This is a genomic window from Symplocastrum torsivum, assembly GCF_059505465.1.
On sequence record NZ_JCACKQ010000018.1, the window covers coordinates 39,208 to 52,264 of the forward strand.

Here is a 13,057-nt window from a genome sequence, read left to right on the forward strand (position 1 = left end):
TCTGCCTTCTGCCTTCGTCAAATCAAGCATTGACGTTGAATCAGTAAAGCAGTTTTGGCACTCTCATACTCAGTTTCCACTTTCGATAAAAGTGCTACTGAAGTAGCCAGGACACTAGCTAGGGCGTTATTAGAGTAGGCTAGGCTGAGTGTTTCCAACTCCTGGCAAAGTTGAGATAGCCTTGTTGCGCCAATCATGGCACTGGTTGACTTCAGGGTGTGGGCAGTTCGCTCTAAAACAGTCGCATCCTTTTGTGTTGCCTCCTCAGTTTGCTTCAAAGTGAGGAGATTGTGCATCGTTTGCAGTAGCTTCGGAGTTTCTTCTAAGTAGCGGTCAATCACTTCCAGCAAGACATCATCTTGATCGATCATTTCACGTAACCCTTGAAATACTTCAGCATCAATGGATGAGGGGGAGGAAGAGAGTAGAGGAGTAGGGGAAGCAGGGAGAGAAAGTTCTTCTTTGCTTTCTAAATGCAGTGGTGCTTCCCGTGTGTTGTTAAAAATAGAAGAGTTCCACTCTTGAGGGGACAGAGTGTTTACTGGAAAAGTCTCATCCTCTGGTTTAGCAAGCAACGTTGCCTGTCCGTACATTCGGTAGGCACTACTGTTTAAATTAGACACTAAGCTATGGGTAATGGCATTGGAATTAAGCGATCGCCCATTTTCTTCCCCAGTAGTGATTGCCTCTTTACACTTGCTCAAGACCCGAACTAGTTCCGGTACTCGAATCGGCTTGCTGATGTAGTCATCCATACCTGCCTGTAGGCACATCTCCCGATCTCCTAACATCGCATTGGCTGTCATTGCAATAATCCAAGGACGTTCTCTAGGCGACCAGGTTTGGCAGATTTGACGTGTTGCCGTTAATCCATCCATCTCTGGCATCTGTACATCCATCAACACCACATCATAGGACTGGCGTGAAAGCGCTTCAATTACTTCCAAGCCATTGCCTGCTACATCTGCTCGATACCCCATCCGCTGCAATAAGTGCAATGCAACCTGCTGGTTGACCAAATTATCCTCAGCTAAGAGAATCCGCAGAGGCAAGCGTTCAGCAAACTGCGGGTCAATCTCCGGAGAGGCAAAATAAGACGGTCGAACTTTAATCGGCTGTCCGGCTACAACTTGAGTCAGAACATTATAGAGCTGAGACTGTTTAATTGGTTTCGTTAGGAAAGCCGCAAAGTGACGCTCGCTAGTTTTGTCGCTGTTTCCTGGCTTGCCAAGAGAGGTCAGCATTACCAAGAGCAGTTTCTGACAACTCGGCAGCTTACGGATTTCAGCCGCCAAGGTTAGCCCGTCCATCTCTGGCATTTGCATATCCAGAATTGCCAAGTCGAAGCATTCTCCTCGATGTAGCCACTCTAGCGCCTCTCTCGCAGACTGGGCAGCACAGGTTGGCATTCCCCAAGAATTCGCTTGCATTGTCAAAATTTGTCGATTTGTCTGATTGTCATCGACGATTAACAGGCGCTTTCCCGCTAGCTGGGGTTGAGGTGTATGAAGTTCATTTAGATCGCAACTGAGAACGGCTTGGGCAACAATCGTGAAATAAAACGTTGAACCTCGACCGACTTGACTTTCAACCCACATTCTGCCTCCCATTACTTCACTGAGTTGCTTGCAGATAGCCAGTCCCAGCCCGGTGCCACCGTACTTCCGGGTTGTCGAGGAATCCACTTGACTGAAGGGTTGAAATAAACGGTTCAAGCGGTCTGACGGAATGCCAATGCCACTATCCTTTACCGCAAAACAAATTTCGTATTGATCTGTATTCCCATTGGTGATTGGCTCATTCAGTTTGTTGGCTTTTACAACAACAACGACTTCTCCAGCTTGAGTAAATTTAACGGCATTGCCCAATAAATTCACCAGAATTTGGCGCACACGGGTAACATCTCCCACAACCATACTGGGAGTTTGCGGACTGAGTTGGTAGGCTAACTCCAGTTTTTTCTCAGTGGCTTTGGCAGCGAGGAGGTCGAGGGATTCTTCAACACAATCTCGTAGGTCAAACGGCTGCTCCTCCAAGTCCATCTTGCCGGACTCAATCTTGGAGAAGTCCAGAATATCGTTAATGATCGTGAGTAAGGCATCACCACTGTGCCGGACAGTTGTCACAAACTCACGCTGCTGAGACGTTAGTGCCGTCTCTAACAGCAGTCCAGTCATGCCAATTACGCCATTCATCGGCGTGCGAATCTCGTGGCTCATGGTCGCCAAGAACTCACTTTTGGCACGAGTTGCGGCAAGTGCCTCGTCACGAGCTTTGGCTAGCTCCTGTGCAGCTTGCTGGCGCTCAATTTCGCCACCAATCCACTGTGCCATTAACCGTAAAAGTTCTATGTCTAAGGCTTTGAAGGGTTTCTGATGGGGAGCGAAGCTGGAGAAGCTTAGTGTGCCATACACTTGACCAGCAACAACAACTGGCGCACCAATATAGGCTTCTATCTTAAAAGTTCTGTAGCAAGGGTGGTCATGCCATTCTGAAGTCCCGGCAGAAACAATGTATAAGGGTTTTTCGGATTGCAACGTTTCATGGCAATAGGTCTGCCTCAAACTGAGAATTGCCCCTCTGGCATTGAGATTATTCGGTAGTTGGGTTGCCATGACTTCATAGGCATCGCCTTCAACACGAGTCAAAACCCCAATTTCAAGACCAAACTGTCGCCGTCCCATTACTAACAGTCTTTCTAAGCATTGGTCAAAGTCTAGGTGTCCAGAGGCTGTTACCTCATATAGGGCACGAATCGCCGCTTCGCTCTCAATCAGTTCTTGTTCGACTCGCTTACGTTCAGTGATATCAATGGCAATTCCCAAGATAGCTGGGGTTGCTGAACCAGCGACAAAAAATGGAATTCGCGTTGTTTGGAGGATACGAACGTTGCCATTACCATCCGTAATGACTTGTTCAGGAATATGTTTAGGCTGTCCACTGTGAATGATTTGTCGCTCTTCTTCTCTGGATTGACGTGACTCCTCTAGGGATTTCGCAAAGTCCTCGTCCTTCATGTTGAGCATTTTGTCAACCGAGGTGTTGTATGCCTCTGCGATCGCACGATTCACCAGAATGAATTGCCCATCAATATTCTTAGCGAAAATAAAGTGAGGAACTAAATCAATGACCTGACGCAGCTTCTGCTCACTCTGTTGTAATTTTTCCTCGGCTTGCTTGCGCTCAGTAATGTCTGCGATTGAACCTTCGTAGTAAAGTAGCACTCCCTTTGCATCACGGACAGCACGGGTATTTTCAGAAATCCAAATCGCTCTCCCGTCTTGACGATAAATTTGGGACTCAAAGTTAGAAACAGCGCCGTACTGATGCATCAAGCGCGTAAACTCGGCACGCCAATTCGGGTCAACGTAAACTTTTTGATTCAGTTCTGTCAAACCTGCAATTAAGGCTTCGGGTGAGGAGTAACCATAAATACGGGCTAATGCTGGATTCGCGCTTAGGTAGCGTCCCTCTGGTGTGACTTGGAAGATGCCACTAATCGCATTCTCAAAGATGCTGCGATAGTTCTGTTCAGCCAGCTGAAGTGCTTTATCCGTTCGGACGTGTTGAGCGATTTCGGCTTCTAATTTTTCGTTAACTAATCTTAATTCTGCTGTTCGCTCATTAACACGCTCCTCCAATTGAGCATTCAGTGTGCGAACATATTCTTCAGCTTGTTTGCGATGCCTTGCGGCTGCTTCGCTAACGCGTATTTCATTTTCTAGTGCCTGATTCGCTGCCTCTAGTTGTGCTGGACTAGGCAGTTCTAAGGCTTTGGGAATCAGTGGGAAAAGCACTACAGCCGTGTAAAACGAAATTAAAGCTGTAATTGCCTTAAGGAAGCCGGATAGCCAATAAACGGGATGCCACAGCGTCCAAATATCCATCAAGTGACCCGTACCACAGGCAATGATGAAGGCACCAAATAAGAGAAATACTCTGTGGAACGGTACATCTCGTCGCTTCTGCACAAAATAAACGAGCAGCACCGGGATTGAATAGTAGGCGAGGGCAATAGTCAAGTCTGAGACTAGGTGCAGCAGCACTAAACCGGGCTTCCATAAATAGCAATGCCCGTGGGGAATAAATGATTCAGACGCAACAAGATTTTGCAGAAACTCCGGCATATGCTTCCTTAATCAATCGAAAATCTAAAACACTCAATCAGTGAGAAACAGGTAAGCTTGCCCTTTAATTCATAACTGAGTATCTTGATCTACCCAGCATTAGATTACAGAGTCCAATCTTTGTACTCTGCTTATTATTGTCTTCTTTACATAAAGCTGCCGCCTCAGCCAGATGTCTAAACTACGTTTCAACCCATCTGCGATGATCAGCTTAATAGCCGAGAATTATGATATGTAACGTTCCGGTACCCTTTTGTGTCAGTAGTCATTTACGAAAGTATCCGTAACCATTCCCTGAATATCACTTGTTGAGGCTGTACCTAATTAGTAGCACACCCCCCTGAAGAAACGCATCTTGTTTAACCAGCGACTTTCGGTCATATTCTGGAGGCACAAATCGCTGCACCAATTAGCCCAACCTGTGGGTTGAGGACAACATGAACGGGTACTCTTTCGAGTAAAGAACTCACTCGACCTTTTTGACCAAAGGCTCGTAAAAACTGACCTTCTTGAATCAGGGTAAGAATTTTAGCGGCAATTCCTCCAGCAACATAAAGACCACCATAAGGTAGAAGTTTGAGAGCAAGATTACCTGCCTCTGCACCGTAAGCTTCGACAAACATTTGTAAAGTTTGTTCACAAAGGCGATCGCGTTTTTCTAATGCTGCTTTAGCGATCGCAGCCGCTGGATCAACACTTTTCTCAGTGCGCCCGGTTTCATGTTCCCAAGTTCTGATTACTTCCTGAATTTCTGGGGATTCTGGGGCAAACTCTCGATCTCTCAAGAACTGATACAGGGCGACAACCCCTTGTCCAGAAACGACACGCTCAACCGAAATACGCTGAATATCATATTTTTCTCGCAAGTATTGCAAAAGCTGAAATTCCAGCCCAGTGCGGGGAGCAAAATCCGCGTGTCCACCCTCTGAAGGAAAGACTTCATAATGTGATCCCAATCGGATCAAAAAGCCTTCTCCTAAGCCTGTACCTGCACCAATCACGGCAATCGGAGCATGGGGTTCAGGAGTTGCCGCTTGCAGTGTGTGTAAATCTTTGGCTTCCAAGCCGAGAATACCGTAACCAACGGCGGCGAAATCATTAATCAGGCTGACTTTATCAATATCGAGTTCTTTCTCTAAGCGTCTAGCGTCGAGAAACCAATCCAGATTGGTGAGGATAGAGGTATTGTTGACCACGGGACCTGCGATCGCAAAACAGGCTTTCTCTGGACGAGGAACTTTACCCAGTCGCTGCCCTGCTGCTGACAAAAATTGTTGTACTATCGGCACTAAATCGGGAAAGTCACGGCTAGCGTAAAGTGCCTCGTAAAGTGTCGGCCATGAGCCTTCAACTGATTCCTCTACCAGTCGCAGAATTGTCTTGGTACCGCCGATGTCTCCTGCCAATAGTAATGTCATGGGCTTTTGGTTGGCTGCTTAGCTAGTAGTTGACCACAGGAATTTTGACAGATAGCCGATTTGGGTAGCGTCCACCCGAAGGGAGGCTCAATCATTAGCGACTGCCATACAAGATAAGGAGAAGTTTTCTCCAAGTCTTAGGTTATCCCAGACAGAGAATTTTCCCTGTTATCTTTAATGCCTTTGAATAGCTTTAATTAAAGCGAATACTGTCCTCTGTCTCAGTCAGGTGTGAGGTATCTCCATTGAGTTCCATGATCCATCCTTGTTCTTGACGCACCAGCTTGACTAAGCAACACAGAGAAGCATGAACTTCTGGTGTTCCAGCCACTAGCCCTTGCGTCGTACCAACGACTGAAGCACCGTGACCTACAAGTAATATGTCTTCTGTGAATTCCGCCGTCAAACGTCGTGCCGTTTCAGCCGTGCGTTCTAGTACCTCAACGCTGGTTTCTGGATAGTGAGCAATTACACGCGATGTATAACTGAGATCAATTCGGGGATATTGCTCGTGCAATACTTCAATGGGTAGTTTTTCTGGCATCGTATTCATCCACTCAGGATTGAGCCATTCACTAAGACCCGACTCAAGCTTGATGGGCAAGTCGAGAGCGTCTGCTACCTGGACTGCTGTTTGTACAGTTCTCAAAAAGGGTGAGGCAAAGATGTGCCTAATTCCTTCCCCAACCAGACGTTGACCTAATTGCTTGGCTTGTTCAAAGCCATCCTCGGAAAGCGGGGGATCGTAAGGTCGCTTTGCCGTGTTGAACCATTCAGGGTTAACAAAGTCGAGGCGGTTTCCATGTCTTGCAATCCAAACAGTGTGGCGCATGAATTTGGTTGATGAATTTAAATACTGCACCCGACCCGATGTGAAGGTTTTGTCTACACTACAAACTCTTCAGGGGTCGGACTTACGCATCTTCAGGCATCAGCATAGCAGTTGCCTCGACAATACTAGTGCATCAAGGCAAAAGTTTCTGACCACTTCGCATAGGAAGTAAATGGCTCAGCGCGATCGCCTAAATGAGTATATGGCGGTTTTCAATTGGATGAGGTAAAGCGTCGATGTGTGTGAAACAAGAGACAGGCAAGGAAAACAAAAAAGCTGATAGCTAACGGCTTTCTGCTAGATGAGAGGCTTCGCGGTGCGTCCTACAAGATTTTTCTCATTTTGTTTTCCAGGATGCAATTGTTCCGCCTTTCTCTGGGTACTCTCTTAACTACTGCCTCATAGCAGAAACAGTTCTTAACTTCCACTCTTTAAGTTTGCTCTTCCTTTCTCATAAATGTTACAATATTTAAACAGTTGCGGCTTTACACACAAAGTTTTATGACGATAGTCATACTTCTGACGGTGAACACACTATCAGCCTACTTTATATTGTCAGCAAGGGCTAGTTATAATTCCTCTCTAGTCCCTTTGTTAATTAGCCGCAATTTACGAAACATTCCTTAAATTTTTTTCTCATAGAGATTAAATCACCGTTATGCGGTGGTGAACCGGGTACAAAAGTCAGCACGTTTGCTTAAACTCCATTTATCTTTGATCGAGCGCTATGAAAACTGCTCAGACCTCTACAGACCTAGTCCGCACCTATCTGCGAGAAATTGGGCGTGTGCCACTGCTAACCCATGAGCAAGAAATTCTGTATGGAAAGCAGGTGCAGCGACTGTCCGCTTTACAGGATGTGAAAGAATCCTTGTGGCAAAAGCTGGGTCATGAGCCAACACTTGCACAGTGGGCAGAAGCGTCTTTCCTGACTGAAGACGAGTTGAACAACTGCCTTGCAGCGGGTGAAACCGCAAAGCGCAAAATGGTAGAAGCTAATCTGCGACTGGTTGTGTCCGTAGCAAAGAAGTACATCAAGCGCAATGTGGACTTACTGGATTTGATTCAGGAAGGCACGATTGGGATGCAACGGGGTGTTGAAAAATTTGACCCCACTAAAGGCTATCGGTTTTCTACTTATGCGTACTGGTGGATTCGGCAGGCAATTACTCGTGCGATCGCAGAAAAAGGTCGCACCATTCGTCTCCCGATCCACATTACTGAAAAGCTCAACAAAATAAAGAAAGCTCAGCGTCAGCTTGCTCAACAACTAGGACGGGCGGCTAGTGTTTCCGAGTTAGCAACAGAACTAGAATTAACGCCTAAGCAGGTGCGAGAGTACCTGGAACGCGCCCGTCAACCGCTATCTTTAGACTTGCGTGTCGGAGATAACCAGGATACAGAACTCGTAGAGTTGCTGGAAGATACGGGTTCTTCGCCAGAAGACTTCGTAACTCAATCTTCGATGCAAGTTGACTTAGAGAAGCTGATGGCGGATTTGACACCTCAGCAAAGAGAGGTATTAGCGCTACGATTTGGCTTAGCAGATGGACAAGCCTTAACACTAGCCAAAATAGGCGATCGCCTCAACATCAGCCGTGAACGAGTGCGACAAATTGAACGGGAAGCCCTATCTAAACTTCGTAAGCGCAAAGCAGATATGCGCGAATACATCGCAGCTAGCTAACGGAACACTCGAAGAGTTAAGGGTTAGTAGGTAGTAGGGAAAATCTACTCGCCTACTAGCTCTTAACTACTAATAAATAAATTCCCAAGAGGTGAGAGAATCCGATATCAATGGTTCGGTTGCACCCACTTTGTCATTGCGATTATCTTGTTACATTAATTTGCAGAGACAAACACAGTTGAGAAAGAAACAACAAGCTGCTCCTCCATCAGTGGGAAGATGTGAGTGAGCCGTACCTAGGAGGTAAAAGGTGAACAACACATCCAATCAAGTTCCTGAATTTTTTGAAGGCGATGCTGACACCAACTTGCTATGGCAGTACGTGCAATCGATGAGTCCAGACACGATGGCTCGTCTATCTAAGCCGATGTCCTCTGAAGTGTTTCAGGTGATGGAACGCAATATCGTAGGGTTGTTAGGAAACCTTCCCTCAGATCACTTTGGCGTTACTATCAATACAAGCCGTGAGAACTTGGGGCGCCTGTTGGCTTCAGCAATGATTAGTGGATATTTTCTCCGCAATGCTGAGCAACGGATGGTTTTTGAGAAATCTTTGCAAACGGCTGAATCCCATTCTTCAGATGTGGGTTAGTAACCCAGTTGATACCCAGCAGCAACGATTCTTTTGAGGAAATACGACTATTGCGAATACACCGAACACTGACAGATCAGCAAGTGAGTCTGTCGGTTTCGACTATAGAAGAACAGCAAAAAAGTCTTGACAAAGAAGCCTCTGCTGAAGTGGAGCAATCTGGGTTGGCAACAACTGCGCGATCGCATCATCAATCGCTTCTTGGTTGGTACGCTAACTTTGGTCGAGACTTGCCTTGGCGACGTAGCCGTGACCCTTATGCTATCTGGGTGTCTGAAATTATGCTTCAGCAGACCCAGGTCAAGACAGTCCTTCCTTACTATCAGCGGTGGTTGTCGCAGTTTCCTACGATTGAGCAGTTAGCCTCAGCCGACTTACAGCAGGTACTCAAAGCCTGGGAAGGTTTGGGGTATTATACCCGCGCTCGTAACTTACATACCAGCGCTCAGGCAATCATGCAACATCAGGGTGGGGCATTTCCCACACAGCTAGAAGAGGTCTTAGCTTTACCGGGGATTGGCAGAACAACGGCAGGGGGTATTCTTAGTGCGGCATTCAATCAGCCGCTAGCCATCCTGGATGGAAATGTTAAGCGAGTGCTAGCACGGCTAGAGGCTTTACCCGTACCACCAGCCAAAGCAACAAAACAACTGTGGCAACTCTCAGAAGCCTTACTTGACCGAGAAAATCCTAGAGACTTCAACCAAGCACTGATGGATTTGGGAGCGACTATTTGTACGCCCAAAAATCCTAGTTGCCAAAGTTGCCCTTGGACAATTCATTGTCAGGCTTACAATCGAGGTATTCAATCTCAGTTGCCCATGCGCGAAACTTCTTCTCCCTTGCCCCACAAAAATATTGGTGTTGCCGTAATCTGGAACAACCAGCAGCAAATTTTGATCGATCGTCGCCGACCTGAGGGCTTGTTAGGGGGATTATGGGAGTTCCCTGGCGGCAAAATTGAACTCGGTGAAACTGTTGAAGAGTGTATTAAACGGGAAATTCGGGAAGAACTAGGAATTGAAATTGAGGTAGGCGATCGCTTAATTACTATCGATCACGCCTACAGCCACTTTCGCGTTACCCTCAACGTACATCACTGCCGCTACCTTACAGGAATTCCTCAACCTATCGAATCTGACGAAATTCGTTGGGTCACTTTAGAGGAAATTGACCAGTTTCCCTTTCCAAAAGCCAATAGCCAGATTATCGCCGCCTTACGCCAAGAAAATGGGGAGATGAGGGGATAAAGGGATGGCGTGATGAAGGTAATTAAATTGTTGAAAAAGCCTAATATGTAATAAAAAATTTTCCCCTGCTTCCTCTGCTCCTCCGACTTCCCATGCTCCCTATTGATAAACGGGTAAGGTGAAGTGAAAGCACGCCCCCTTCGGAGCAGCATCTACCCAAATGCTACCATAGTGAGCGCGAACAATTTTTTGGCAGACTGATAAACCTAAACCATATCCATCTTTTGCTTCGTCTCGCTTGAGCCGGAAGTGGTTTTCAAAGACGCGATCGCGATTTTCTTCAGGGATGCCAGGACCCTCATCGCCAATAGTCACCTGAATTTTCTGGGTCGTCCGGTGGAGAATTGAAACATGAATCTTACCACCTGGAGCAGAATATTTAATCGCATTATCCAGTAAATTGACGAAGACTTGGCGTACTAATTCTTCATCAGCATAGACACAGGGTAAGTCTTGGGGAATATCAGTAATCACCTCCTGAGATTTGAGCTGAAACTGCTCACTCATCCGCTCTAGAACCTCCTGACAGAGTTTCCCCAAGAGTAATTTGTGAGGCTGGATCTTTAATTCGGCACTGGTTCCCTTTGCAGCTTGAAGCAGATCTGTAATCATCCGATCCATGGTGCGGACTTGGCTACGCGCTTGCTCAAACAGTCGTGCTTTTATCGCTGGAGTCAACTGAAGGGCACCTGCCTCTTTGTGTGTCTGTTTCTCTAGTTCTAGAGTTTCTAGAGCAATTGAAGCTGCTGTCAGGGGGTTACGCAAGTCATGCGCCAACATTGACACTACTTGGTCTTTGAATCGCAACTGCTCAAGCAACTCCTCTTTTTCTTGTTTAAGGCGAAAGATTTCATCAGACAGTTGAATCAACTCCACAGAAGCCGCAATTGAATTCGCGGCTGACTGTACTATTGGTGTTGAATTAGATGAGCTGATAGGTGATTGTAAACAGGTACCTGTTGAAAGCCCCAGTTCGTATTCTTCTACAGACCGTTGCCAGCGTGGCCACCAATTCTTTAGCTGACCGACCAAATTGCTACCAGCAATGGTTTGACGAGGGTTCGGATGAATTTTAATCAGTGCTGGCGTTGCCACCAGCTTGAAATGCTCAGCCAAATAGGGCTGCTCTCCAACGTCCACGACTGTAAGCTCAAACGGATAGTCCACCTTCAACGTTTCGAGGCAACTGCGGATTCGCTGAATATGCTTCCGAGAACTAGGGCGTTCATCAACAAACAGCAGTAGCTGTAGTGATGCTTCCGAATCAGCTGACTTTTCAAGAGCTGCCTGCATGCAATTTGGTGTGAACACGAGGATCGTGGATAAGGCTCTAAAAACAGTTAGGATCAACTGTTTGTTGCCAGAAGTATGAACTTCCTTACAATTTAATATCTATTTTAGATTTTCGGCACTACTCATCCCTTATGGTGTTGACTTCTATTCGCAACCTGACGCGGCTGTGCGATCTCCCGTCCCTTTCGTCCTAAAATCTTAAAAGACCGTAATACTCCCAGCTTGCATCCGTTTTCGTTACCCATCGATTCAGAGTCCTATTCACCATGGCTACTGGCTACGTCGCTCTTGTTCTCCACGCCCATCTGCCTTTTGTCCGCCATCCCGAAAGTGATTATGTCCTCGAAGAAGAGTGGCTATTTGAGGCAATCACTGAAACGTACATTCCCCTCCTGCATGTATTTGAGGGGTTAAAGCAGGATGGCATTGACTTCAAAATCACTATGAGCATGACACCTCCCTTGGTGTCGATGCTGCGTGACCCGCTATTGCAAGAGCGCTACGACAAGCACTTGGCTTTACTGGAAGAACTTGTCCAAAAGGAAGCCGAGTTTAACGAACACAACGGTCATATCCGCTATCTGGCTGAATATTACGTTAACGAGTTCAGCCGGATTCGCAAAACCTGGGAACAGTATAAGGGTGACCTGGTATTAGCGTTTAAGCAATTCTTAGACAGCAACAACCTGGAAATCATCACCTGTGGTGCGACTCACGGCTACCTACCGCTGATGAAGATGTATCCTCAAGCTGTGTGGGCGCAAATTCAGGTAGCTTGTGAACATTACGAGCAAAACTTTGGTCGTCCGCCTAAAGGAATTTGGTTGCCAGAATGTGCCTATTATGAAGGACTTGATCGAATGCTGGCAGATGCTGGCTTGCGCTATTTCCTGACTGATGGGCATGGGATTTTGTATGCACGTCCTCGACCCCGTTTTGGCACTTATGCGCCAATCTATACGGAGACTGGTGTGGCGGTGTTTGGGCGTGACCAGGAATCATCCCAGCAAGTTTGGTCTTCGGAAGTTGGATATCCAGGTGCGGCTGAATATCGGGAGTTTTACAAGGATTTAGGTTGGGAAGCGGAATACGATTACATTAAGCCCTACATCATGCCGAATGGGCAGCGGAAGAATACTGGTATTAAGTATCACAAAATTACGGGGCGTGGACTTGGGTTAGGCGATAAGGCATTGTATGACCCCTATTGGGCAAGGGAAAAGGCAGCAGAACACGCCTCGAATTTTATGTTTAACCGGGAGCAGCAGGTTAATCATCTAGCTGGGATTATGCAGCGTCCGCCAATTATTGTGTCTCCCTATGATGCGGAGTTATTTGGTCACTGGTGGTACGAAGGGCCTTGGTTCATCGATTACTTATTCCGCAAGTCTTGGTATGACCAAAATACTTACGATATGACGCACCTAGCAGATTATTTGCACGATAATCCGATGCAGCAAGTCTGTAAGCCCTCGCAGTCTAGCTGGGGGTATAAGGGGTTCCACGAGTATTGGTTGAATGAGACTAATGCCTGGATTTATCCTCACCTGCATAAAGCAGCGGAGCGAATGATTGAGCTAGGACGGCGGGAAGCAGCGGATGAACTAGAGTGGAAGGCACTGAATCAGGCGGCGCGAGAGTTGTTGCTGGCGCAGTCGTCGGACTGGGCGTTTATTATGCGGACGGGGACGATGGTGCCGTATGCTGTGAGACGGACGCGATCGCACCTGATGCGGTTTAATAAGCTCTACGAGGACATCAACATCGGCAAAATCGATAGTGGTTGGCTAGAAAAGGTCGAGGAAATCGACAATATCTTCCCCGAAATCAACTATCGGGTATATCGACCTTTATAAAG

General features: G+C 46.8%; 8 protein-coding genes. 4 read left to right on the forward strand and 4 right to left on the reverse strand.

Features of this window, described 5'->3' with window-relative positions; genetic code table 11:
* Window positions 1–17: 17 nt before the first annotated feature.
* The 3 genes from AC5JL3_RS06500 to AC5JL3_RS06510 all read right to left on the reverse strand — a co-directional run bounded on the left by AC5JL3_RS06500 (window position 18) and on the right by AC5JL3_RS06510 (window position 6,377).
* Window positions 18–4,127, reverse strand: a complete 4,110-nt coding sequence (locus AC5JL3_RS06500; protein ID WP_496073696.1) for a response regulator — start codon at window positions 4,125–4,127, stop codon at window positions 18–20.
* Window positions 4,128–4,504: 377 nt separating this feature from the next.
* Window positions 4,505–5,545, reverse strand: a complete 1,041-nt coding sequence (locus AC5JL3_RS06505; protein ID WP_496073697.1) for a glucokinase — start codon at window positions 5,543–5,545, stop codon at window positions 4,505–4,507.
* 193 nt (window positions 5,546–5,738) lie between these two features.
* Entirely contained in the window at window positions 5,739–6,377 is a 639-nt protein-coding gene (locus AC5JL3_RS06510; RefSeq protein ID WP_496073698.1) for a histidine phosphatase family protein, read from the reverse strand.
* Between the two features lie 727 nt (window positions 6,378–7,104).
* On the opposite strand from AC5JL3_RS06510, the gene AC5JL3_RS06515 reads away from it, so the two are divergent.
* From AC5JL3_RS06515 to mutY, 3 genes are all read left to right on the forward strand, one after another.
* Entirely contained in the window at window positions 7,105–8,064 is a 960-nt protein-coding gene (locus tag AC5JL3_RS06515) for an RNA polymerase sigma factor, RpoD/SigA family (protein WP_496073699.1), read from the forward strand.
* Between the two features lie 250 nt (window positions 8,065–8,314).
* Complete coding sequence (locus AC5JL3_RS06520) at window positions 8,315–8,656, forward strand: DUF760 domain-containing protein (protein WP_192220397.1); 342 nt, start codon at window positions 8,315–8,317, stop codon at window positions 8,654–8,656.
* A 149-nt stretch (window positions 8,657–8,805) separates the two neighbouring features.
* Complete coding sequence (mutY, locus tag AC5JL3_RS06525; protein WP_496073731.1) at window positions 8,806–9,906, forward strand: A/G-specific adenine glycosylase; 1,101 nt, start codon at window positions 8,806–8,808, stop codon at window positions 9,904–9,906.
* Between the two features lie 99 nt (window positions 9,907–10,005).
* On the opposite strand, the gene AC5JL3_RS06530 is transcribed toward mutY, so the two are convergent.
* Window positions 10,006–11,199, reverse strand: a complete 1,194-nt coding sequence (locus tag AC5JL3_RS06530) for a histidine kinase (protein WP_496073700.1) — start codon at window positions 11,197–11,199, stop codon at window positions 10,006–10,008.
* Between the two features lie 266 nt (window positions 11,200–11,465).
* Between AC5JL3_RS06530 and AC5JL3_RS06535 the strand changes: the two genes are divergently transcribed.
* Window positions 11,466–13,055 (forward strand): glycoside hydrolase family 57 protein, encoded by a 1,590-nt coding sequence (locus AC5JL3_RS06535; protein WP_192220399.1) that lies wholly within the window; start codon window positions 11,466–11,468, stop codon window positions 13,053–13,055.
* The last annotated feature ends 2 nt before the right edge of the window (window positions 13,056–13,057 follow it).

Bases quoted from the DNA above. Each gene is read 5' to 3' on its own strand.
- AC5JL3_RS06515 (WP_496073699.1), top strand. From the start codon at position 7,105: ATGAAAACTGCTCAGACCTCTACAGACCTAGTCCGCACCTATCTGCGA.
- AC5JL3_RS06530 (WP_496073700.1), bottom strand. From the start codon at position 11,199: ATGCAGGCAGCTCTTGAAAAGTCAGCTGATTCGGAAGCATCACTACAG.
- AC5JL3_RS06535 (WP_192220399.1), top strand. From the start codon at position 11,466: ATGGCTACTGGCTACGTCGCTCTTGTTCTCCACGCCCATCTGCCTTTT.
- AC5JL3_RS06500 (WP_496073696.1), bottom strand. From the start codon at position 4,127: ATGCCGGAGTTTCTGCAAAATCTTGTTGCGTCTGAATCATTTATTCCC.
- AC5JL3_RS06510 (WP_496073698.1), bottom strand. From the start codon at position 6,377: ATGCGCCACACTGTTTGGATTGCAAGACATGGAAACCGCCTCGACTTT.
- AC5JL3_RS06505 (WP_496073697.1), bottom strand. From the start codon at position 5,545: ATGACATTACTATTGGCAGGAGACATCGGCGGTACCAAGACAATTCTG.